The sequence below is a fragment of the Pseudomonas sp. Pseusp15 genome, from assembly GCF_059492165.1.
In genome coordinates, this window is sequence record NZ_CP168523.1 from 4,963,022 (window position 1) to 4,986,250 (window position 23,229).

Sequence of the window (23,229 nt, forward strand, 5' to 3'; positions counted from 1 at the left end):
CGAAATGCCCTTAAAAACATGTTTCAAGCGCTTTCACGTCTGTAACAGGAAGGTTACCGGGCCATCATTGACCAGGTGCACCTGCATATCCGCGCCGAATCTACCTGATGCCACAGTGCCATGCACCTGTTTCGCTTTGCCCAATAGATAGTCGAACAGCGCCTCGCCCAAGGCCGGGGGGGCTGCAGTCGAAAAACTCGGACGCAACCCGTTTTTGGTATCGGCGGCCAGGGTGAACTGCGAGACCAGCAACAACCCGCCGTCCACGTCAGCCAAGGACAGATTCATCTTGCCCTCGGCGTCACTGAATACTCGATAGTTAAGCAGTTTATGCAGAAGTTTGTCGGCGCTGGCCTGCGTGTCGTCGGGTTCGACCGCCACCAGCACCAGCAACCCCTGATCTATCGCACCAACCACCTCTCCCGCGACCTCGACTCGCGCGCCGCGCACGCGTTGCAGCAGGGCCTTCATGCTTCGTCAGGCGACAGGTCGAGCAAGCGACGGGCCATCTGATCGGCGGCGCGCACCAATGCATCGGTGATCCCCGGTTCGGACGCCGCATGGCCGGCGTCGCGGATCACCTGCAGTTCGCTGTTCGGCCAGGCTTGATGCAGTTCCCAGGCGTTGTCCAGCGGGCAGATCACGTCATAGCGACCATGGACGATGACGCCGGGCAAATGGGCGATCTTGCCCATGTCGCGGATCAGCTGATTCGGCTCAAGGAAAGCGTTGTTGGTGAAGTAGTGGCATTCGATGCGGGCGATGGACAACGCACGCTGGGGTTCGGAGAAACGATCGACCACCAGCGGGTTCGGACGCAAGGTCGCGGTGCGGCCTTCCCAGATGGACCAGGCCTTGGCCGCATGCATCTGGGCGATCTGGTCGTTGCCGACCAGGCGTTTGTGGAATGCCGTGAGCAAGTCGTCGCGCTCGTCCAGCGGAATCGGCGCGATGTAGTCCTGCCAGTAATCGGGGAACAGGCGACTGGCGCCACACTGGTAGAACCACTCGATTTCCTGGGGACGGCAGAGAAAAATCCCGCGCAGAATCAGACCGTGCACGCGCTCCGGGTGGGTTTGCGCGTAAGCCAGGGCCAGGGTCGAACCCCAGGAACCGCCGAACAGCACCCATTTGTCGATGCCCAGGTGCTTGCGAATCCGCTCGAGATCGGCGACCAGATCCCAGGTGGTGTTGTTCTCAAGGCTGGCGTGGGGCGTGGAGCGACCGCAACCGCGCTGGTCGAAGGTGACGATGCGATACAGGTTCGGATCGAAATACCGGCGGCTCTGCGCATCACACCCGGCGCCAGGGCCGCCGTGAATGAACACTACCGGCAAACCTTCCGGTGAACCGCTTTCGTCGACATACAGCGTATGGGTTTTATCGACGGCCAGATCGTGCCGGGCGTGGGGTTTGATCTGCGGGTACAAAGTCTGCATTGCGCGCTCCGTAAGGGGTCGAGGTCATCCCTGTAGGGACTTCTATTATTCTGCCGTCCGGCATCATAAACCCGAATTACTTCAATGAGCATGCCCCTTGCAGCGTCAGCGCTTGTCAGCCCGTCTTGTCAGCCAAATAGCCGAGCAGGGTTTCATAGAGTCGGTCGACCTCGGCAACCTGCCCCCGCGCCCGCAAGCACCCATGAACCAGCCCCTGACCGTAATAAAGCATTGCGCTCACGCCGGCGGCGTTGAGTCGCCCGGCGTAAAGCACGCCGTCATCGCGTAGCGGATCGAACTGCGCCACAGCGATCAGCGCCGGCGGCAGGCCGCTGAAGTCGGCGGCGAGCAAGGGCATCGCATAGGCCGTTGGCTGACGGACACCACCCAGGTACAGCGTGTGATAACAATCCAGATCGCTGCTGCTGAGCAATGGCGCGTCGGCGCATTCGCCGCGTGATGACAACCGGTGATCACCGCCCAGGCCCGGATAGATCAGCACCTGCGCACAAGGCGCCGGTTCGCCGGCATCGCGCAAGGCCAGACACAGCGCAGCGGCAAGGTTGCCGCCAGCGCTGTCGCCGGCCACCAGCGTCCGCGCCGGGTCGAGCTGAAACGGCCCCGTGCGCAACGCACGCCAGACACTCAGGCAGTCATCGAACGCCGCTGGAAACGGATGCTCCGGCGCCAGCCGATAATCGACGGCGATCACCAACACACCGAGCACCGATGCCAGTTCGGCGCAGATGAAGTCGTGGGAGTCCAGATCCCCCACCACCCAACCGCCGCCATGCAGATACACAATGCAGGGCCAACCGTTGGTCGGCGGCGGAACCGGCGGTTGCCAGGCGCGCACCGCCACTCCCGCCAACTCGAGATCGACCACCTCAAGCCCCGCGGGATGTGGCGGGGTAAACGCCCGGCACATCTCGCTGTAGGCCTGACGCATACCGGCGAGGCTGCTGTCGGTGCTGTTGAAGCTGAGGGTTTTCTCGACGAATGCCGACATCTGCGCAGAGATCGGATACGCGGCCATCAGGGTTTCAAACTGGCCTGAACGGTTGCCACGCCATCCTTGCCATCGAAACTGCTGACACCCGCCAGCCAGCGCTGAAGGTCTTCGGGATGATCACGCAGCCACTGTTTGGCGACATCCTGCGGCGTCTTGCGCTCCATGATCGGCACCATCAACTGGCTTTCCTGGGCAGCGGTGAAGGTCAGGTTTTCCAATAGACGGTTCACGTTCGGGCAACGCTCGGCATAGTCCGGCGCGGTCACGGTGGAAACGGTCGCCGCGCCTTCGTTCGGGCCATAGACGTCTTCGCTGCCGGTCAGGTAAGCGATGTTCATGTTGATGTTCATCGGATGCGGGGTCCAGCCGACGAACACCACGAACTCCTTGCGATTGACCGCCCGCTGCACGGCGGCGAGCATCCCGGCCTCACCGGACTCGATCAGCTTGAAGTCCTTCAAACCGAAGCGGTTGGTCTCGATCATGGTTTTGATGGTGGTGTTGGCGCCGCTGCCCGGCTCGATGCCGTAGATCTTGCCACCCAACTGATCCTTGAACCTGGCGATATCGGCGAAGGTTTTCAGGCCGGCGGCAGCGACGTAGTCAGGTACGGCGAGCGTTGCCTGGGCGTCGGCCAGGCTCGGCTTGTCCATGACCTTCACTTGATTGGCAGCGACGAACGGGGCGATGTTCTTGTCCATCGCCGGTTTCCAGTAACCGAGGAAGATATCGAGGCGTTTGTCGCGGATGCCGGCGAAGATGATTTGCTGCACGGCGCTGGTTTGCTTGCTTTCATAGCCAAGGCCATTGAGCAGCACATCGGCCATGCCGCTGGTGGCAATGACGTCGGTCCAGTTGACCACGCCCATGCGCACGGTCTTGCAGGAAGCGGGGTCGTTGGCGAAAACGCTGGTGCTCAGAAGAGCAGTGCCGGTGAGGATTAACAGACAGCGGTTGAACAGTCGTTTCATCGGGAAGGCTCGCTCGGCAGCAGATTATTGTGGGCCCGGTGTCTTTGTGCACCGTGCCCACAACGTTACGCAGCGCCGAGTCGGCAAAAGTGACCTGTGGCGACCGTGTTTTGCACGGTGGCGACTGTCCTGATGCGTTACCAAGGCGAACACTAATCTGTGGCGAGGGAGCTTGCTCCCGCTGGGTTGCGAAGCTGCCCCCAAACCATTCAACCGAGTTTCATCAGATACGCCCGACCAACAGGGTTTACGACGGCTTCGCCGCCGAGCGGGACGGTGCGGCGATCCGACAAGCTCCCTCGCCACAAAGGCCCGTTCGCCACAGGGTTACGCGCTGTAATGCTTTTCGCCCCACGCCAACAACCCTTGCAGCAATTCCCGGAGCACCACTTGCGTCGGCTCGGCCAAATCCGGGCGATAACGGAACGGCTGGAACTCTTCCATATACGTACACTGGCCCAACTCCAGTTGCACGGCATGAATGTTCTCGGCCGGATTGCCATAATGCCGGGTGATGTGACCGCCCTTGAAACGACCGTTCAGCACATGGCTGTAATCGGTGTGCTTCGCGCAGATCGCTTCCAGCTGTGTGGCCAACTGTGGATCGCAGCTGGCGCCATTGAAGGTGCCGAGGTTGAAGTCCGGCAGCTTGCCGTCGAACAGGTGCGGGATCACCGAGCGGATCGAGTGCGCGTCGAACAGCAGCGCGTAGCCGAACTCGGCTTTCAGCCGCGCCAGTTCTTCCTGCAAGGTGCGGTGGTACGGCGTCCAGATCTGCTCCAGATACGTCGCCCGTTCCGCAGCCGACGGCTCCAGCCCTTCGCGGAACAACGGCACGCCATCGAACAGCGTCGCCGGATACAGACCGGTGGTGGCGCCAACATATAAAGGCTTGTCGTCGGACGGCCGGTTCAGGTCGATGACAAACCGCGAGTACTCGGCCGCCAGGGTGCTGGCGCCCAGTTCGGCAGCGAACTCATAAAGCCGTGGAATGTGCCAGTCAGTGTCCGGCAGGCTTTTCGCGTCGGGGATCAACCCCGCTTCCACCGTCGGGGTCAGGCGCAGGCCGGCGTGGGGCATGCTGATCAGCAGTGGCACGCGGCCTTGTTTGAAGTTCAGAACCTTATCCACAACCGCTCTCCTACAGATTTGATTCAACGCCGTGACGCACGACGCGTTTTTCCAGGTCGCCGCCCAGCCAGTACGACAGGTCGGCCGGACGATCGATTTGCCAGGCGACGAAGTCTGCGACCTTGCCGGCTTCCAGCGAACCGTGGGTTTGGCCCATGCCCAAGGCGGTGGCGGCATGAATAGTCGCGCCCGCCAGCGCCTCTTCCGGGGTCATGCGGAAGCAGGTGCAGGCCATGTTCAGCATCAAGCGCAACGACAACGCCGGCGAAGTGCCCGGGTTAAGGTCGCTGGCAATGGCGATTTTCACCCCGTGTTTGCGCAGGGCTTCCATCGGCGGCAATTGGGTTTCCCGCAAGAAGTAAAACGCGCCGGGCAGCAATACCGCGACGGTGCCGGACTTGGCCATGGCGATGGCGTCATCTTCGGTCATGAATTCCAGATGATCGGCGGACAATGCGTGGTAACGCGCCGCCAGGCTCGAACCGTGCAGCGATGACAATTGCTCGGCGTGCAGCTTCACCGGTAAGCCGAGGTTCTGCGCGGCGACGAACACCCGCTCGACCTGCTCTGGCGAAAACGCCAGGTATTCACAGAAAGCGTCTACCGCATCCACCAGCCCTTCGGCCGCCAGGGCCGGGAGCATTTCGCTGCAGATGTGATCGATGTAGGCGTCGGCGCGGTCGGTGTATTCCGGCGGCAAGGCGTGGGCCGCCAGGCACGTGCTGCGCACGCTGACGGGTAGCTCGGCGCCGAGACGGCGGATCACCCGCAGGATCTTGCGTTCGCTGGCCAGGTCCAGGCCGTAGCCGGATTTCATTTCGACGGTGGTCACGCCATCACGCATCAGGCTTTTCAGACGCTTGGCGGCGCTGGCGAACAGTTCGTCTTCACTGGCGGCGCGGGTGGCGCGCACGGTGCTGGCAATGCCGCCGCCGGCAGCGGCGATTTCCGCGTAGCTGACGCCTTGCAGGCGCTGCTCGAATTCGCCGCTGCGGTTGCCGCCGAATACCGTATGGGTGTGGCAGTCGATCAGGCCCGGGGTGACCCAGGCCCCGCTCAAGTCATTGACCGCCGGGTACTCGCCGGCCGGCAGTTCGGCGCGTGGGCCGATCCACTCAATGTGCGCACCGGACGTCACGATGGCCGCATCCTCGATGATCGAGTAGACGCCTTGCGCCATGGTTGCGACGTGGCAGTGTTGCCAGAGCGTTTTCATCCTTGGCCTCCGTTAGGTTATCGATGAGAAAAAATGGGTTCCTGTTCCACCGGTACCGCCTTGCCTGCCGCCGGTTTGACCCACGTCAGGTAGGCCAGCACCAGCAACACAATCCAGACCACGCCGACGATCAACGCCGCCTGGGTATCCGGGAAATAACCCAGCACGCCGAAGATGAACAGCATGAAGGCAATCGCCGCCATCGGCGCATAGGGCCAGAACGGCACCGGGAATTTCAATTGTGCGACCTGCTCGGCACTCATGGAGCGACGCATGGCCACCTGGGTGAACAGAATCATCAGCCAGACCCACACCGTGGCAAAGGTCGCGATGGAGGCGATCAGCAGAAACACGTTTTCCGGGATCAGGTAGTTCAGCAACACACCCAGCAGCAGCGCGCAGCTCATCACCATCACCGTCAGCCACGGCACGCCATTGCGCGACAAGCGAGCGAAGCCTTTCGGTGCGTGCCCTTGCTGAGCCAGGCCATACATCATGCGGCCCGCGCCGAAGATGTCACTGTTGATGGCCGACACCGCCGCCGAGATCACCACGATGTTGAGGATGGTCGCCGCCGAGCTGATCCCCAGGTTGTCGAAAATCTGCACGAACGGACTGCCTTGGCTGCCAATCTGCTGCCACGGGAAGATCGACATCAGCACCAGCATCGTCAGCACGTAGAACAGCAGGATTCGCAACGGTACGGCATTGATCGCGCGCGGCAGCACATGCTGCGGGTCTTTGGCTTCACCGGCGGTAACGCCGATGATTTCAATACCGCCAAAGGCAAACATCACCACCGCAAACGAGGCGATCAAGCCGCCCACGCCATTGGGCATGAAGCCACCCTGGGTCCAGAGGTTGCTGATATCGGTCGCCTGGGCACCGGGCGCATTGCTGATGCCGAACAGCATGATGCCGAAACCGCCAAGGATCATCGCGACGATGGCCGCGACCTTGAGCAGTGACAACCAGAACTCCATTTCGCCGAAGACTTTGACGTTGCACAGGTTCAAGCCGCCTACCACCGAAACGATGCCCAGCACCCAGATCCAGCGGGAGACTTCCGGAAACCAGAACCCCATGTAAATGCCGAATGCGGTCACGTCGGCCATACCGACGATGACCATTTCAAATGCGTAGGTCCAACCGAGGATAAAGCCCGCCATTGGCCCCAGATAGGTGCTGGCGTACTGGCCGAAAGAACCGGCCACCGGGTTATGCACCGCCATTTCGCCAAGGGCGCGCATGACCATGAACACCGCCGCGCCACCGATCAGGTAAGCGAGCAGGACCGCGGGGCCGGCCATTTGAATGGCCGAGGCAGAACCGTAAAACAGCCCGGTGCCGATCGCCGACCCCAGTGCCATGAAGCGAATATGTCGGGCAGAGAGCCCGCGTTTCAAACCTTTTGCTGGCTGTTGCATCTCTCGTCCTTAATTATTCTTATTCGACGCTAAATGATCGTTCCCACGCTCCGCGTGGGAACGATCATCAGGGAAGGAGCTATTACAGGCTAGGCAGCAACTTCGCCGTCACCAGGCCATTCAGGCAACGCGTCGCCAACAACTCACTGGCCGCATTGATGTCCGGCGCAAAGAAGCGGTCCTTCTCGTAGAACGGCACTTCAGCACGCAGGATCGCACGGGCTTTTTCCAGTTTTGGCGAGGTTTTCAGACCGTCGCGCAGATCCAGCCCCTGGGCCGCCGCCAACCATTCCACCGCGAGAATCCCGCGAGTGTTCTCGGCCATTTCCCACAGACGCTTGCCGGCAGCCGGCGCCATGGACACGTGGTCTTCCTGGTTGGCGGAAGTCGGCAGGCTGTCCACCGAATGCGGATGGGACAGCGCCTTGTTCTCGCTGGCCAGTGCCGCAGCCGTTACTTGAGCGATCATGAAGCCGGAGTTCACGCCGCCATTGGCCACCAGGAACGGCGGCAGTTGCGACATGTGCTTGTCCATCATCAGCGAGATGCGGCGTTCACTCAGGGAGCCGATTTCGGCGATGGCCAGGGCCATGTTGTCGGCAGCCATAGCCACCGGCTCGGCATGGAAGTTACCGCCGGAGATCACGTCGCCTTCAGCGGCGAACACCAATGGGTTGTCCGATACGGCGTTGGCTTCGATGGCAAGCACTTCGGCGGCCTGACGGAACTGGGTCAGGCAGGCGCCCATGACTTGCGGCTGGCAGCGCAGGGAGTACGGATCCTGGACCTTTTCGCAGTTCTGGTGCGAGTCGGACACTTCACTGCGCTCACCCAGCAGATCGCGGTAAGCGGCAGCGGCGTCGATCTGGCCTTTCTGGCCGCGAGCGGCATGAATACGTGCGTCGAATGGCGAGCGCGAGCCCAGTACCGCTTCGACCGTCAGGCCGCCAAGGGCCAGTGCGCCGGCGAACAGATCTTCGCCTTCGAACAGGCCACGCAGGGCGTAGGCGGTGGACACCTGAGTGCCGTTGAGCAGCGCCAGGCCTTCTTTCGCTGCCAGGGTCAGCGGTGTCAGACCGGCGACTTTCAGCGCTTCGGTGGCGGGCAGCCATTCGCCTTTGTAGCGCGCCTTGCCTTCACCCAGCAGTACCAGCGACATGTGCGCCAACGGCGCCAAATCGCCGGATGCACCAACCGAACCTTTCAGAGGAATATGCGGGTAAACCTCGGCATTGATCAGCGCGATCAGTGCATCGATCACCTGACGACGAATGCCGGAGAAACCACGGCTCAGGCTGTTGACCTTGAGTACCATGACCAGTCGCACCAGGGCGTCGCTGATCGGTTCGCCGACGCCGGCGGCGTGGGACAGCACCAGCGAGCGCTGGAGGTTTTCCAGGTCTTCGCTGGCGATGCGGGTCGAGGCCAGCAGGCCGAAACCGGTGTTGATGCCATACGCGGTGCGGTTCTCGGCGAGGATCTGTTCCACGCAGGCAACGCTGGCTTCGATTTGCGCCGAAGCGCTTTCGTCGAGAGTGATTTTGACCGGTTGCTGATACACATCACGCAGTTGGGCAAGGCTCAGTTGGCCGGGAATCAAATTAAGCGCAGTCACATTCATTCTCCTTTTGAGAGCATTTTTATTAACTAACCAGACGCTCCGGAGATATCCGTTGTCCGTCGCTTCCCGCCTTTTGGAGGGGCCGCGCCTTGGCACGCTGGTGGTTGTGGAAATCAGTTGAGGTTCGGTACAGCCTTGTGCAGCAAAATCGGGTCTTTCAAAACAGCAGCGGCGCTGGCGATGTCCGGCGCCAGCCAGCGGTCCTGGTCGTAGGCCGGAATACGTTCGCGCAGCAGGCGCCACGCGGCATCGGTGCCGGCGCCGAAGCGTTGTTCTTTCAGGAATTCAAAAGCCTGAGCCGCCAACAGGTACTCGATGGCGAGGATCTGCGTGCAGTTTTCCAACGCGCGATGCAGCTTCAGCGCGGCGTTGGTGCCCATGCTCAGGTGGTCTTCCTGCAAGCCCGAAGTGACGTAGTTATCGAGCACCGCCGGCTGCGCCAACTGGCGGTTTTCCGCACACAGCGACGCGGCGACGTATTGCACGATCATCATCCCGGAGTTCACGCCCGGGTTGGCCACCAGAAAGGCTGGCAAACCGCTGACGTGCGGGTTGACCAAGCGGTCCAGGCGACGCTCGGCAATGGAGCCGATCTCAGCCATCGCGATCGCCAGCAAGTCAGCCGCCAAAGCAACTGATTGGCCGTGCGGATTGGCCTGGGACATGACGCGGAAATTGTCCGGCGTGCCCAGCAGCAACGGGTTGTCGGTCGCGGAGTTGAGCTCGGTTTCGATCTGTTTTCTGGCGTGTTCCAGCTGATCGCGGGCAGCGCCATGCACTTGCGGAATCGAGCGGATGCTCAGTGCATCCTGAGTGCGAATGCCTTTGCTGTTGGCGATCACTTCACTGCCGTCGAGCAACGCCCGCAGATTGATACCCACCTGCTGCATGCCCGGATGCGGTTTGAGCGCAATGATCTCGGCATCGAACGCGGCAATCTGACCACGCTGGGCTTCGAAGCTCATGGCGCCGATCACATCGGCCCACTGCACCAGGTTCGTTGCATCGGCCAGGGCCAGGCAGCTGAGGCCGGTCATGCACGGTGTGCCGTTGACCAGGCACAAACCATCTTTGGCACCCAGTTGAACCGGTTGCAGCCCTTCTTCGGCCAAGGCTTGTTGTGCAGAAACGATCTGCCCGCGATAGCTGACATTGCCGACGCCCAGCAGCGCGATACCGATGTGGGCCATGTGGGTCAGATAACCGACCGACCCCTGGGACGGCACCTGCGGAGTGATGCCGCGATTGAGCAGCGCCAGCAATGCTTCGACCACCCGGCGGTGAATGCCGGATTTGCCATGGCTGTAGTTGTGGATCGCGGCGCAGAGGATCGCGCGAGTCTGCTCGTCGGACAGTGGAGCACCGACGCCGCAGGCATGGCTGAGCAAGGTGTTGCGCGACAGCTGGCTGAGTTGTTCATCCTTGAGCGAGACGTTGCACAAGGCGCCCAGGCCGGTGTTGACGCCATAGGCGCGCTCGCCGCTGGCGACGATGCACTGGACGATCGCCTGGGCATTCTCGATCCGCGCCCAGGTTTGGGCCGACAGCTCAAGCTGCGCACCGTGGCGGGCGACCGCGACCACATCCTGCCAACGCAACGGGGCATCGGCGATAACGATTTTTTCAGCCTGGGACATCTAGAGCCTCATACAAAATTCATGGACGTATGACACCTGTGGCGAGGGAGCTTGCTCCCGTTCGACCGCGCAGCGGTCGCAGATTTTCAGGGCCGCTTCGCAACCCAGCGGGAGCAAGCTCCCTCGCCACAAAAACGATCAACCTCAAACCACTGCAGCCCGCCGCTGTACGAACCGGTCCACATACTCATCCGCCGGCGAATGCAGGATCTCTCGTGGCGTGCCGACCTGAATCAGCCGGCCATCCTTGAGAATCGCGATGCGATTGCCGATGCGCACGGCCTCGTCGAGGTCGTGGGTGATGAAGACGATGGTCTTGTGCAGGGTCTTTTGCAGTTCCAGCAACTGGTCCTGCATTTCGGCGCGGATCAGCGGGTCGAGGGCGCTGAAGGCTTCGTCCATCAGGATGATGTCGGTGTCCGCCGCCAGGGCGCGAGCCAGGCCCACACGCTGGCGCATACCGCCGGAAAGCTGATGCGGGTATTTGTTTTCGTAGCCCTTCAGGCCCACGGTGTTGATCCAGTGCAGCGCGCGCTCGGCGCACATCTGCTTGCTCTCGCCACGCACTTTCAGGCCGTAGGCGACGTTATCCAGCACGCTTTTGTGCGGCAGCAGGCCGAAGCTCTGGAACACCATGCTGATCTTGTGCCGGCGAAATTCGCGCAAGGCTTCCATGTCGTATTGCAGGATGTCCACGCCGTCCACCAGGATCGCGCCGCTGGTCGGGTCGATCAGGCGGTTGAAGTGACGCACCAGGGTCGACTTGCCGGAACCCGACAGGCCCATGATCACGAAGATCTCGCCGGTGCCGATGCTCAGCGACAGGTCATTCACGCCAACCACGCAACCGGTTTCGGCCAGTACCTGGTCTTTGGTTTTGCCCTGGCTAATCATGGCCAGCGCATCCTTGGAACGGTTGCCGAAAATCTTGAAGACGTTTTTGACTTCGATCTTGCTGATGGCTGCGTTGCTCATTTGCTCACCTCATGCCGTGCACGACCGTACGCCTGTGTAATGCGGTCGATCACCACTGCCAGAATCACGATCGCCAGACCGGCCTCAAGACCACGTCCGACGTTGAGGGTCTGAATCCCCACCAATACGTCTTCGCCCAAGCCACGGGCACCGATCATCGAGGCGATCACCACCATCGACAGGGCCATCATGGTGGTCTGGTTGATCCCGGCCATGATGCTCGGCAGGGCCAGCGGCAGTTGCACGCCGAACAGTTGCTGCCAGCGGTTGGCACCGAAGGCGTTGATCGCTTCCATCACTTCACCGTCAACCTGGCGAATACCCAGATCGGTCAGGCGGATCAGCGGCGGCGCAGCGTAAATAACGGTAGCGAAAATCGCCGGGACCTTGCCCAGGCCAAACAGCATCAGCACCGGGATCAGGTACACGAAGCTCGGCATGGTTTGCATGATGTCCAGCAACGGCATCAACACCGAACGCAGGCGATTGCTGCGCGCAGAAAGAATGCCCAACGGAATGCCGATCAGCACCGAGATGACCGTCGCCACCATCATCAGCGCCAGGGTCTGCATAAGCTTGTCCCAGAGACCGACCGCGCCCACCAGGAACAGCAGGCCGACGATGACCGCCGTGGTCACGACTTTGCGGGTCGCGTGCCAGGCCACGCCCGCCACGATCGCCAGCATCAGCCACCAGGGCGCCGCACGCAGCAGCCCTTCAAGATTGACGATGGCCCACAGCAGGGTGTCGGAGATGCTGCGGAACACGTCGCCGTAGTTGGTGACCAGCGTATCGACCCAACCGTTGACCCAGTCGGCGATGGAAAAGGTAAAGCTTTCGGGAAACATAAGAGACTCTCAATCAAGGGGTTGCGATCAAGCATCCGACTGCCGTTGCCGACAGTCAGAGAGGCTCAACCTACAAGGCCGCGTCGATTTTCTTGGCTGCGTCTTCGCTCACCCACGCGTGCCAGACTTCAGGATGTTCCTTCAAGAAGATCTTGGCCAGTTTTGGCGACTCGATCCGCTCTTTGGCCATACGCCCCAGGTTCTGATTCAACAGGTCGATCGGCAGGTTGACCTTTTCCAGCACGGTCACCAGTTCCGGGGCCTGCTCGTGGAAAGTCTTGGAGAGGCCGACCTTGATGGTCACGCGCTTGTCGACACCCGGTTTTTCTTCCAGTTTGACCACGTCGATCTGGCCCATCAGCGGGGTTGGCGACCAGTAGTAGAAAAGGATCGGCTCGCCACGCTTGTAGCTCGACAGCACCGCCGCATCCAGCGCCGGGCCGGTGCCTGGACGGAAGTTGGTGTAGCTGTTTTCCAGGCCGTAGCTTTTCAGCATTTCGCTGTTATCCAGCTCGCAGGTCCAGCCGGCCGGGCAGTTGTAGAAACGCCCTTTGGATGGCTCTTCGGCGTCCTTGAATACCGCGGAATATTTAGCCAGGTCGGCAATGTTTTTCAGGTCCGGCGCCTTGGCTTCCAGTTTGCGCTTGGCGTCGCCTTCGATCACGTAGCGCGGCACGTACCAGCCTTCGACGGCACCCACCACCGGAGCGCCGACACCGACGACTTTGCCGGCCTTCTCGGCCTTGTTCCAGACTTCGCTGCGGCCGACCCACTCTTCGGCGAACACTTGGATGTCGTTGCTGCTCAGGGCGTTTTCCATGGTGATGGAGTTGCCCGGCAGGCTGTCGGTCTTGCAGTCGTAGCCTTTCTCCAACACGACTTGCAGCACGTCGGTCAGCAGCATGGCGCTTTCCCAGTTCAGGCCGGCGAATTTCACCGGTTTACCCGATTCGCACCAGCCAGCCGCCTGGGTAGCACCGGCACTGGCCAGCAGGCCCATGGAAAGCAAAGTGGTCAGCAGGGTCTTGTTCGATTTCATTGTGTGACGCTCCTAATCATGAGTTGGCTTACGGCAGTCAAGAGGCATCCAGCCCTGTCCACGTCCAATCAGGCCTGCGCTACGCGCGACCCGCCCCGCTTATTGTTGGGTCTGCAACATCGTGATCTCTGCAGGAGCAGCCGCGACAGCTCCTGCAGTGGTCTTTTCTCTTATTTGCCGGTGATCATCGGCAGGTTCAGCCCCTGTTCCTTGGCGCAGTCGATCGCGATCTGGTAACCCGCATCGGCGTGACGCATGACACCGGTGGCCGGGTCGTTGTGCAGCACGCGAGCGATACGCTCGGCCGCTTCGTCAGTACCGTCGCAGACAATCACCATGCCCGAGTGCTGGGAGAAGCCCATGCCGACGCCGCCGCCGTGGTGCAGGGAAACCCAGGTCGCGCCGCTCGCGGTGTTCAGCAGAGCGTTGAGCAGTGGCCAGTCGGACACGGCGTCGGAACCGTCCTGCATCGACTCGGTTTCGCGGTTCGGGCTGGATACGGAGCCGGAGTCCAGGTGGTCGCGACCGATCACGATTGGCGCGGACAATTCACCGCTACGGACCATTTCGTTGAACGCCAGACCGAGCTTGGCGCGCAGGCCCAGGCCAACCCAGCAGATACGTGCCGGCAGACCCTGGAAGCTGATGCGCTCGCGAGCCATGTCCAGCCAGTTGTGCAGGTGGGCGTCGTCCGGGATCAGTTCTTTGACTTTAGCGTCGGTCTTGTAGATGTCCTGCGGGTCGCCCGACAGCGCAGCCCAACGGAACGGGCCGATGCCACGGCAGAACAGTGGACGGATGTAAGCCGGTACGAAACCCGGGAAGTCGAATGCGTTTTCCACACCTTCTTCTTGCGCCATCTGACGGATGTTGTTGCCGTAGTCGAACGTCGGCACGCCCATTTTCTGGAAGTCCAACATCGCTTTAACGTGCACGGCCATCGATTGCTTGGCGGCCTTGACCACGGCAGCAGGTTCGGTCTTGGCGCGAGCGCGGTATTCGTCCCAGGTCCAGCCGGCCGGCAGGTAGCCGTTGAGCGGGTCGTGGGCGCTGGTCTGGTCGGTGACCATGTCCGGGCGCACGCCACGACGGACCAGTTCCGGGAGGATTTCCGCAGCGTTGCCCAGCAGGGCGATGGAGATCGCCTTGCCTTCGGCGGTGTATTTGGCGATACGGGCCAGGGCGTCGTCGAGGTCTTTGGCTTGCTCGTCGACGTAACGGCTTTTCAGACGGAAATCGATACTCACTTGTTGGCATTCGATGTTCAGCGAGCAAGCGCCGGCCAGGGTTGCAGCCAGAGGCTGAGCGCCGCCCATGCCGCCGAGGCCTGCGGTCAGGACCCAACGACCTTTCAGATCATCGTTGTAATGCTGGCGACCGGCTTCGACGAAGGTTTCGTAGGTGCCTTGAACGATGCCCTGGCTGCCGATGTAGATCCAGCTGCCGGCGGTCATCTGGCCGTACATGGCCAGGCCTTTGGCGTCGAGTTCGTTGAAGTGCTCCCAGTTCGCCCAGTGTGGTACCAGGTTGGAGTTGGCAATCAGAACGCGTGGTGCGTTGCTGTGGGTCTTGAACACGCCGACCGGCTTGCCGGATTGCACCAGCAGAGTCTCGTCGTCGTTCAGGTTGGTCAGGCTTTCGACGATCTTGTCGTAGCATTCCCAGTTACGTGCCGCACGACCGATACCACCGTAAACCACCAGTTCTTTAGGGTTCTCGGCGACTTCCGGGTCGAGGTTGTTCATCAGCATGCGCAGCGGCGCTTCAGTCAGCCAGCTCTTGGCGGTCAGCTTGTTACCGCGGGCAGCACGGATTTCAACGTCACGAAACTTAGTAGGTTTATTCTCAGTCACGAAAAGAACTCCTCAGCAATCAATCCAAACCAACCCAGGTAGTGGGCGAGCAAGCCGATGGGCATCAGTGCACATCAGCGAATCAGTGGACGATGGTTGAGTCTTCGTGACTCATACACATACGTCTTTACTTGTACATACAAGCATATGCAATCAAGCGGCCAACTTGTTGAATGAGCATCCAAGAAAATTTCTTACAGGGCTGGAAAGCGCCTGGATCAAGGGTTCTGGCGTAAGTGAAATTTTTCGCGGGGATTTATTCGGGGACGTGCCGGTTGTTACTTGAGCATGGTTTTGCGCCACACTGGGGCGTTCGGTAACAAATTGGTGCGCGATGGGGAACGGATTTGCGAGGAAGAAAAGCATCGCGGGCAAGCCTCGCGCCCACAAGATTGTCATCGACCTTGTGGGAGCGAGGCTTGCCCGCGATAGAGGCGACTCGATATTGGATCAGCGTGCAGTCAGTTCAATGACGCAGCACGAACCATTGATGGCGACGTCCTGCAGACCGACGTTACCGTCCAGTTGCAGGCAATCATGGCGACCGAGTTGCGATGCTTTGTTACCGACCTTCACTTCCAGCGCTTCACTGACACTGAACACCAGCAGAGTCCCGGCTTCACTAAAAAACCGCTGCTTGCCTTCCAGCCACTGCAACCGCGCACTGTAACGATCCGGTGCATAAATCAGGTTGAAGTCGCGAATCGGCCCACCGAGCAATGCGCAGGACACGTGACTCTCGCCATTGAAAGCAAACGGGTCGAGCGGTAACAACGCCCGCGTGTCCTGGCCATCGACGCGCAAGGTCATGCCCTCGCCTTGCAGTACGGTGATGACCCGCTCATAACCGGCAAAGGTGGAAAAACCGCCCGACTCGCCGATGTCGGCAATCGACAGGCGCCAACCAAAACCATCAAGACCTATCCCCGTATCACGGGTGATTTCTTCAGTGCTGCCGCCGCCGTTCTTCCACGGCATGCGCGGGTAATCGGCCGCGCGTAATACCTTCAACTGACTCATTTATGGCTCTTTTTATTTGTGGAACCGTCCTTCCAGACGATGACGGGAACCGGGGTGGATCAAGCGGGCGGCGGTCACAGGCTGACGGCCGGACCAGGTGCGGCGACGAATCAGCAGGCACGGTTCGCCCTTTTCAATCTGTAGCAGCTTGCATTCGGATGGCTCGGCAAGAATCGCTTCGACCACATGCTCGCCCTCGGTCAACGGCGCGACCTGATTCAGATAGGCATAAGGCGTTTGCAGGGTGAAGTCTTGCTTGAGGTAGTCCGGCGCCACCAGCGCGTTGACGAAACGGTCTTCGATTTGCACCGGGATATCGTTTTCGAAATGCACGATCAGCGAGTGGAACACCTTCTGGCCTTCGCGCATGTCCAGGGCCAAGGCCCGCTCGGAACCGGCGGCCTCTTCTTCGAGGGTGATCACCTTGCACGTGTGACGATGACCACGGGAGGCGATCTCGTCGGCGATGTTGTGCACTTCAAACAGCGCAGACTGACTTTTCGGCTCGGCGACGAACGTTCCGACGCCTTGCATACGCACCAACAGGCCGTCGGCAGTCATCTCGCGCAGGGCGCGGTTGATGGTCATGCGGCTGAAACCCAGCTGGTTGACCAGTTCGCTTTCCGACGGAACGCGGTAGTGCGGCGGCCAGTTTCCACTGTCGATTTGCTGGGTGATCATCTGTTTTACGCGGGCGTACAAGGGCGCCGGACTGTCGCCCATGTTCGCGGCCAACGGGGAGACTGGAGGCGGAGTCGGCACGGTTAATCCTTGTTCATTTGGTAGAGGTTGCTAGCTTGCCGGAGTTTACCGAGCAGGCAAACGTCTGTATATGTATATACAAATAACACACGATGGGGTGCTGAACCATGTCCGCCTTCTTTGCCGAACGCGCGCTGCTGCCTAGTGGATGGGCCAACAATGTACGTCTTGAAGTCAACGCCGATGGCGTGCTGACCCATATCCAGGCCGATTCCCACGCAGATGGCGCCGAACGGTTGAGCGGTCCGCTGCTGCCGGGAATGCCGAATTTACACTCCCACGCCTTCCAGCGGGCCATGGCCGGCCTGGCGGAAGTGGCGGGTAATCCGAATGACAGTTTCTGGACCTGGCGCGATCTGATGTATCGGCTCGTCGGAAAAATCAGCCCGGACCAACTCGGCGTTATCGCCCGTCAGCTGTACATCGAAATGCTCAAGGCCGGTTACACATCGGTCGCTGAATTTCATTACGTCCATCACGACAATAATGGCCAGCCGTATGCGGACCCGGCCGAACTGGCACTGCGCATCAGCCAGGCGGCCAGCTCTGCCGGTATCGGTTTGACCTTGCTGCCGGTGCTCTACAGCCATTCCGGTTTCGGCGGCCAGACCCCGAACGAAGGCCAACGCCGCTTTATCAACAGCACCGAAAACTACCTGAAGCTTCAGTCACGTTTGCAGCCGATTCTGGCGCAGCAACCGGCGCAGTCGCTCGGCCTGTGTTTCCACTCGTTACGCGCGGTCACACCGCAGCAGATCAGCGAAGTGCTGGCGGCCAGCGACAAGCAGTGCCCGGTGCACATTCACATCGCCGAGCAGCAGAAGGAAGTCGACGACTGCCTTGGCTGGAGCGGTCGCCGCCCACTGCAATGGCTGTACGAAAACACCGAAGTCGATCAACGCTGGTGCCTGGTCCACGCCACCCACGCCAACCCGGAAGAAGTCACGCTCATGGCCAAGAGCCGCGCCATCGCCGGCCTGTGCCTGACCACTGAAGCCAACCTCGGCGACGGGATTTTCCCGGCGGTGGACTTCCTGGCGCAGGGCGGGCGCATGGGTATCGGTTCCGACAGCCATGTGTCGTTGAGCGTGGTGGAAGAATTGCGCTGGCTGGAATACGGCCAGCGTCTGCGCGATCAGCGGCGTAATCGGTTGTATGGCGCGAATCAGCCGATGGTCGGCCGCACGCTGTACGACGCCGCGCTGGATGGCGGCGCCCAGGCGTTGGGGCAGCCAATCGGCGCCCTGGAAGTCGGCAAGCGCGCGGATTGGTTGGTGCTGGACGGCAACGATCCGTACCTGGCGACGGCCAGTGGCGACGGGATTCTCAATCGTTGGCTATTTGCCGGTGGCGATCGCCAGGTGCGGGATGTGCTGGTCAATGGCCAGTGGGTCGTGCGCGATGGGCGGCATGCCGACGAGGAAGAGAGCAACCGGGCATTCACTCAAGTCCTGCGCGATCTCTTGGGCTGACGCAAAAAAAACTGTGGGAGCGAGCCTGCTCACTCCCACAGTTTTTGCTCTTCGGTGACCGTTAGTTCGAGGTCTTGGCCATCTTGGCATCCGACGTACGCCAGATCAGTCGCGTCGTGTCATAGCCCTGCTGACGCGCCCTGCTCAGCAGTTCTTCACGCACTACGCCATTGACCGTCGGGGTCCGTGACAGCAGCCAGAGATGATGGCGGCTCGGGTCGCCGACAATCGCGGTCTTGTAGTCATCGCTGACGTACAACACCCAATATTCTCCCTTCGACACACCAGGTATCAGTCGCGAGAACCAGGTATCGAACTCGACCCACAGCTTGTCGGCCTTGCCGGGTACCTGTGGATAAGCCCTGCCCTTGGCCTCTTCCCATTGCCATTGCGAAGTCAGGCAGCGGTTCAGCACCGCCATCTCACCGTCAGGCTTGAGGCTGTAATGGGCTTCGGATTGCGCACAGTTACGCTGGAAATACACCGGCAGACGCGCCAATTCGTACCAGGTTCCCTGGTAGCGCTTGAGGTTGACACTATTGACGGTCTTGGGCGCCAACGGATCTACGCCAGAAGAGGCGCAGCCGGCCAATACCAGGCCGGCAAAAAGAACGATCAGGAACCGCTTCATTATTTTTTTCTCCCGTGGGCGAAAAGCCCCGGTTTACTTCAGGCCTTGGCCCGAAAACATCAGCACTTTGTCACCGGCATACTGCACGCTGATAAAGCTGTTTTTGTCGCCCCAGGTGCAGCTGGACATGCCGAGTGCGCCCGAGCAATCGGTGGGTTTGCCCAGCAAGGTTTCAACCTGGGCCTTGGGCATGCCGGTCGACAGCTTCGAATAATTTTCCTGATTGATCTTGCTGCACGCGGCCAACAGCACGCAGAACGAGAGCAAGGCGATAGAACGCAGCGACATGGTGTAACTCCTGGAGCGGAAGAGAGGTGGCATGTTGCCAACCAGAAGCTTAGAAGAGAAAACCCTAATCTGGTTCCCCGACCGTCCGCCTATTTATTAGGCCACTCGTCAGCCTTTTACCGATAAATCAGCCCCTTTCTCAGGTTATTGGGTATTTCGTCGGTTTTCGTCAATACCCGCCTAATCTTTGGCGCTGGCCAGTCGACATAAAAGCAGCGCCAAGCCCTCGACTGTGGCAAATTGACGCCCCTTTGCTGACCAGCCACTGTGCGGTAGATCATTTAATGACCAGAAACATGAAATTCAGCCACAAGATCTTGTTGGCAGCCGCTCTCGTGGTGGCCGTTGCATTCGCCTGTTTCATCCTGTTCAACGATTACCGCCAGCGTCAAACCCTGCGCAGCAGTACCGAGTCCTCGATGCAGGAACTCGGCAGCCTGACCACCAGCAACATCCAGACCTGGCTGGAAAGCCGCATCCAATTGCTGCAATCGCTGTCCCAGCAGATCGCCGTGGACGGCAGCGCCCCGGCCAATCTCAAACGCGCCATCGACCTGCCGGCCTATACCAGCAACTTCCAGCTGAGCTACTTCGGCGGCACCGATGGCGTGATGTTCTCGATCCCGGCCGGCAACCGCGCCGCGGACTACGACCCCCGCGCCCGTGGCTGGTACAAGGCAGCCAACAACGCGCAACAGACCATCGTCACCGAACCCTACATCGCGGCGTCGTCGGGCAAACTGGTGATCACCGTGGCCACGCCGGTGAAGTACCAGAGCCAGATGATTGGCGTCGCCGGCGCGGATATCGACCTGTCCAGCGTCAGCGCGATCATCAACTCGCTGAACTTCGGCGGTCATGGCCATGCGTTCATTGTCAGCGCCGACGGCAAGATTCTGATCCACCCGGACAGCAAACTGGTGCTCAAGAACCTGGCCGACGCCTACCCCAACGGCGCGCCGAAAGTCAGCCCGGGCCTGAAAGAAGTCGAACTGGATGGTAAAACCCAGTTCATCTCCTTCACCCACGTTAACGGTGTGCCGTCGGCGGACTGGTACGTGGCGCTGGTTCTGGATCAGGAAACCGCGTTCTCGATGCTCAGCGAATTCCGCACCTCGGCGATCATCGCCATGGTCATCGCCGTGGTGATCATCATCGCGCTGCTGAGCATGTTGATCCGCGTGCTGATGCAGCCGCTGCTGATCATGGGCCGCGCCATGCATGACATCGCCGAGGGCGAAGGCGACCTGACCAAACGCCTGACCATTCATGGCCAGGACGAATTCGGTGCTCTGGGCACCTCGTTCAACCGTTTCGTCGAGCGTATCCATACCTCGATCCGCGAAGTATCTTCGGCCACCGGCCAGGTCAACGAAGTTGCCCTGCGCGTAGTGGCGGCCTCGAACTCGTCAATGTTCAACTCCGATCAACAGGCCTCGCGCACCAGCAGCGTCGCGGCAGCGATCAACCAGCTCGGTGCCGCCGCCCAGGAAATCGCCCAGAACGCCGCCCTCGCCTCGCAACATTCGAGCGACGCGCGCAGCCTGGCCGAAGAGGGTCAGCAGGTAGTGGATAAAACCATCGCCGCGATGCACCAGCTTTCGGCAAAAATCAGCGATTCATGCGGCAACATCGAAACCCTGAACAGCAACACGGTGAACATCGGACAGATTCTGGAAGTGATCACCAGCATCTCGCAACAGACCAACCTGCTGGCCCTCAACGCGGCCATCGAAGCTGCCCGTGCCGGTGAAGCCGGCCGTGGTTTTGCCGTGGTGGCCGACGAAGTACGCAACCTCGCCCACCGCACTCAGGATTCGGCGCAGCAAGTGCAGAAGATGATCGAGGAGCTGCAAGTTGGCGCCCGGGAAGCGGTCAGCACCATGACCGACAGCCAGCGCCAGAGCGAAAGCAGCGTCGGCATCGCCAACCAGGCTGGCGAACGCCTGGGCAGCGTGACGCAGCGCATCGGTGAAATCGACGGGATGAACCAGTCGGTGGCTACCGCGACTGAAGAACAGACCGCCGTGGTGGAATCGATCAACGTCGACATCACCGAGATCAACACGCTGAACCAGGAAGGCGTGGAGAACTTGCAGTCGACTTTGCGTGCGTGTGCCGATCTTGAGCAGCAAGCGGCGCGGTTGAAGCAGTTGGTCGGTAGTTTCCGGATCTAAGGCGCTCTCACCGGCCTCATAGCGGGCTTGCCCGCGATGCCGGCATCAGCAACAACGAAAAGCTAGAAGCGCGATCCTGGCCCCGAAAGAAACTCCAGCTCCTCAGCCGTAGACTCACGCCCCAACACCGCATTGCGATGGGGAAACCGCCCAAATCGCGCAATGATCTTCTGATGCCGTTCGGCGTAATCCAGGTTGCTGGCAAACACCGCCCGATCCGCCTCGGGTTGCTGTTCAACCAGATCGAGAAACCGCGAAACCGCTTCGTTCTGCACCGCCAGGTTTTCGCAGTGTTCGAACACCAGATAGATAAAAACCCGCTGGATCGGTCGCAGTTGCCGATCGAAATCCGCGGCAATGCCTTGCGCCACCAGTGCCTGGGCCCTGACGTCGCCGGAAAAGGATTTGGGTGTGTCGCGAAAGATCATTCGCGGCAATTGATCGAGCAACAGCACCAGGGCCAGCCAACCTTCGGGGCGTTGCGCCCATTCGGTCAATCCGCCGGCCAGAGCCTGCTCGACCAGATCCCCGAAACGCATCCGCGCTTCGAGGTCCTGACTGTCACGCTTGCCGAACCATAACTTGCCCTTGTCAGCCGCTATTTCGTTGGGTGATTCGAAAGATCCAAACCACCATTCGAGTAACGGCTGCCAGGGCGCGGTCATGTTTTATTCCTTGTGGTAAGCCGTGACGCGGGCAACTTCTTCTTTCGAACCGAGGAACACCGCAACACGCTGGTGCAGGCCTTCCGGCTGGATGTCGAGGATGCGCTGGTGGCCGTCAGTGGATGCGCCACCCGCTTGCTCCACCAGGAACGACATCGGGTTGGCTTCGTACATCAGGCGCAGTTTGCCCGGCTTCGACGGCTCGCGGCTGTCGCGTGGGTACATGAACAGACCGCCGCGGGTCAGGATTCGGTGCACGTCGGCCACCATCGCGGCGACCCAACGCATGTTGTAGTTCTTCTTCAGCGGGCCTTCATCGCCAGCCAGCAATTCGTCGACGTAACGTTGTACCGGCGCTTCCCAGTGACGCTTGTTGGACGCGTTGATCGCGAATTCCTGCGTGGACTCCGGAATCGTGATGTCTTCATGGGTCAGTACGAAGCTGCCCATTTCACGATCCAGGGTGAAGCCTTTGACGCCATTGCCCAGGGTCAGCACCAGCATGGTCTGTGGACCGTAAATCGCGTAACCGGCGGCAACCTGCTGAGTGCCTGGCTGCAGGAAGGCCTTTTCGTTCAAAGGCTCGTTCTGGGTCAGGTATTCGTTCGGGCAACGCAGCACCGAGAAGATCGTACCGACCGGCGCGTTGATGTCGATGTTCGACGAACCGTCCAGCGGGTCGAACACCAGCAGGTACGCGCCTTTCGGGTATTTGCCCGGGATCTGGTAGGCATTGTCCATTTCTTCGGACGCCATGCCGGCCAGATGACCGCCCCATTCGTTGGCTTCGAGCAGGATGTCGTTGGACATCACATCAAGCTTCTTCTGCACTTCACCTTGGACGTTTTCAGTGCCCATGCTGCCCAGGACACCACCCAGGGCGCCTTTGGAAACGGCGTGGCTGATTTCCTTACAGGCACGCGCCACCACTTCGATCAGGAAACGCAGATCGGCAGGAGTGTTGTTGCTGCGGGTCTGCTCAATCAAATAGCGACTCAGGGTAACGCGGGACATGGACGGCTCCGGAGGAATGGGGGGCTAAAAA

Annotated in this window: 21 protein-coding genes and 1 pseudogene; 3 read left to right on the top strand and 19 right to left on the bottom strand. The window is 60.5% G+C overall.

Annotated features, from left to right (window positions below; genetic code table 11):
• Positions 1 to 33: 33 nt before the first annotated feature.
• The 15 genes from dtd to hutC form a co-directional block, all read right to left on the bottom strand.
• Positions 34 to 471, bottom strand: a complete 438-nt coding sequence (dtd, locus tag ACEN8R_RS22355) for a D-aminoacyl-tRNA deacylase (RefSeq protein WP_018929172.1) — start codon at positions 469 to 471, stop codon at positions 34 to 36.
• The gene (gene pip / locus ACEN8R_RS22360) at positions 468 to 1,439 is read right to left on the bottom strand and encodes a prolyl aminopeptidase (protein WP_018929173.1); all 972 of its coding nucleotides are present in this window, start codon (positions 1,437 to 1,439) and stop codon (positions 468 to 470) included. The genes dtd and pip overlap by 4 nt, the downstream gene beginning before the upstream one ends.
• Before the next feature lie 115 nt (positions 1,440 to 1,554).
• Positions 1,555 to 2,475 (bottom strand): alpha/beta hydrolase, encoded by a 921-nt coding sequence (locus ACEN8R_RS22365; RefSeq protein WP_018929174.1) that lies wholly within the window; start codon positions 2,473 to 2,475, stop codon positions 1,555 to 1,557.
• A complete protein-coding gene (locus tag ACEN8R_RS22370; protein ID WP_019581830.1) occupies positions 2,475 to 3,422 on the bottom strand; it encodes a choline ABC transporter substrate-binding protein in 948 nt (315 codons plus the stop codon). Before ACEN8R_RS22370 ends, ACEN8R_RS22365 begins: the two co-directional genes overlap by 1 nt.
• Positions 3,423 to 3,749: 327 nt before the next feature.
• Positions 3,750 to 4,553, bottom strand: a complete 804-nt coding sequence (gene hutG / locus ACEN8R_RS22375; protein ID WP_018929176.1) for an N-formylglutamate deformylase — start codon at positions 4,551 to 4,553, stop codon at positions 3,750 to 3,752.
• Between the two features lie 10 nt (positions 4,554 to 4,563).
• Positions 4,564 to 5,769 carry an imidazolonepropionase gene (gene hutI / locus ACEN8R_RS22380; RefSeq protein ID WP_018929177.1) on the bottom strand — a complete coding sequence of 402 codons (1,206 nt, stop codon included), beginning with the start codon at positions 5,767 to 5,769 and terminating at the stop codon, positions 4,564 to 4,566.
• A gap of 17 nt (positions 5,770 to 5,786) precedes the next feature.
• Positions 5,787 to 7,196, bottom strand: coding sequence for an amino acid permease (locus ACEN8R_RS22385; RefSeq protein ID WP_018929178.1), 1,410 nt, complete (start codon positions 7,194 to 7,196; stop codon positions 5,787 to 5,789).
• A gap of 82 nt (positions 7,197 to 7,278) precedes the next feature.
• The gene (gene hutH, locus ACEN8R_RS22390) at positions 7,279 to 8,817 is read right to left on the bottom strand and encodes a histidine ammonia-lyase (RefSeq protein WP_018929179.1); all 1,539 of its coding nucleotides are present in this window, start codon (positions 8,815 to 8,817) and stop codon (positions 7,279 to 7,281) included.
• 113 nt (positions 8,818 to 8,930) lie between these two features.
• The gene (gene hutH, locus ACEN8R_RS22395) at positions 8,931 to 10,454 is read right to left on the bottom strand and encodes a histidine ammonia-lyase (RefSeq protein ID WP_018929180.1); all 1,524 of its coding nucleotides are present in this window, start codon (positions 10,452 to 10,454) and stop codon (positions 8,931 to 8,933) included.
• A 144-nt stretch (positions 10,455 to 10,598) separates the two neighbouring features.
• Positions 10,599 to 11,429 (bottom strand): quaternary amine ABC transporter ATP-binding protein, encoded by an 831-nt coding sequence (locus tag ACEN8R_RS22400; RefSeq protein WP_018929181.1) that lies wholly within the window; start codon positions 11,427 to 11,429, stop codon positions 10,599 to 10,601.
• The gene (locus tag ACEN8R_RS22405; protein WP_018929182.1) at positions 11,426 to 12,277 is read right to left on the bottom strand and encodes an ABC transporter permease; all 852 of its coding nucleotides are present in this window, start codon (positions 12,275 to 12,277) and stop codon (positions 11,426 to 11,428) included. Before ACEN8R_RS22405 ends, ACEN8R_RS22400 begins: the two co-directional genes overlap by 4 nt.
• Before the next feature lie 70 nt (positions 12,278 to 12,347).
• Positions 12,348 to 13,316: an ABC transporter substrate-binding protein gene (locus ACEN8R_RS22410; RefSeq protein ID WP_018929183.1), complete on the bottom strand. Its 969-nt coding sequence runs from the start codon at positions 13,314 to 13,316 to the stop codon at positions 12,348 to 12,350.
• A 170-nt stretch (positions 13,317 to 13,486) separates the two neighbouring features.
• Positions 13,487 to 15,169: a urocanate hydratase gene (gene hutU, locus ACEN8R_RS22415; protein ID WP_018929184.1), complete on the bottom strand. Its 1,683-nt coding sequence runs from the start codon at positions 15,167 to 15,169 to the stop codon at positions 13,487 to 13,489.
• Between the two features lie 450 nt (positions 15,170 to 15,619).
• Positions 15,620 to 16,189, bottom strand: a complete 570-nt coding sequence (locus tag ACEN8R_RS22420) for a HutD/Ves family protein (RefSeq protein WP_258612977.1) — start codon at positions 16,187 to 16,189, stop codon at positions 15,620 to 15,622.
• A gap of 12 nt (positions 16,190 to 16,201) precedes the next feature.
• Positions 16,202 to 16,912, bottom strand: coding sequence for a histidine utilization transcriptional repressor HutC (gene hutC / locus ACEN8R_RS22425; protein WP_161793960.1), 711 nt, complete (start codon positions 16,910 to 16,912; stop codon positions 16,202 to 16,204).
• Positions 16,913 to 17,058: 146 nt separating this feature from the next.
• Here hutC and ACEN8R_RS22430 point away from each other — a divergent pair, with 146 nt between their 5' ends.
• Positions 17,059 to 18,423: a formimidoylglutamate deiminase gene (locus tag ACEN8R_RS22430; RefSeq protein ID WP_018929187.1), complete on the top strand. Its 1,365-nt coding sequence runs from the start codon at positions 17,059 to 17,061 to the stop codon at positions 18,421 to 18,423.
• A 61-nt stretch (positions 18,424 to 18,484) separates the two neighbouring features.
• Here the strand turns inward: ACEN8R_RS22430 and ACEN8R_RS22435 are convergent, their stop codons facing one another.
• Both ACEN8R_RS22435 and bamE read right to left on the bottom strand, forming a co-directional pair.
• On the bottom strand, positions 18,485 to 19,054 hold the full coding sequence (locus tag ACEN8R_RS22435; RefSeq protein ID WP_018929188.1) for a lipocalin family protein: 570 nt from the start codon (positions 19,052 to 19,054) through the stop codon (positions 18,485 to 18,487).
• Positions 19,055 to 19,087: 33 nt separating this feature from the next.
• Positions 19,088 to 19,342 carry an outer membrane protein assembly factor BamE domain-containing protein gene (gene bamE / locus ACEN8R_RS22440; protein WP_018929189.1) on the bottom strand — a complete coding sequence of 85 codons (255 nt, stop codon included), beginning with the start codon at positions 19,340 to 19,342 and terminating at the stop codon, positions 19,088 to 19,090.
• A gap of 296 nt (positions 19,343 to 19,638) precedes the next feature.
• On the opposite strand from bamE, the pseudogene ACEN8R_RS22445 reads away from it, so the two are divergent.
• Positions 19,639 to 20,661 (top strand): annotated as a pseudogene (locus ACEN8R_RS22445) (HAMP domain-containing protein); the annotation flags it as partial.
• Between the two features lie 93 nt (positions 20,662 to 20,754).
• Positions 20,755 to 21,519 (top strand): methyl-accepting chemotaxis protein, encoded by a 765-nt coding sequence (locus ACEN8R_RS22450; RefSeq protein WP_370695245.1) that lies wholly within the window; start codon positions 20,755 to 20,757, stop codon positions 21,517 to 21,519.
• Between the two features lie 62 nt (positions 21,520 to 21,581).
• Here the strand turns inward: ACEN8R_RS22450 and ACEN8R_RS22455 are convergent, their stop codons facing one another.
• Entirely contained in the window at positions 21,582 to 22,184 is a 603-nt protein-coding gene (locus tag ACEN8R_RS22455) for a DUF924 family protein (protein WP_018929191.1), read from the bottom strand.
• Between the two features lie 3 nt (positions 22,185 to 22,187).
• Entirely contained in the window at positions 22,188 to 23,198 is a 1,011-nt protein-coding gene (locus tag ACEN8R_RS22460) for a class 1 fructose-bisphosphatase (RefSeq protein ID WP_007933966.1), read from the bottom strand.
• Between the last annotated feature and the right edge of the window lie 31 nt (positions 23,199 to 23,229).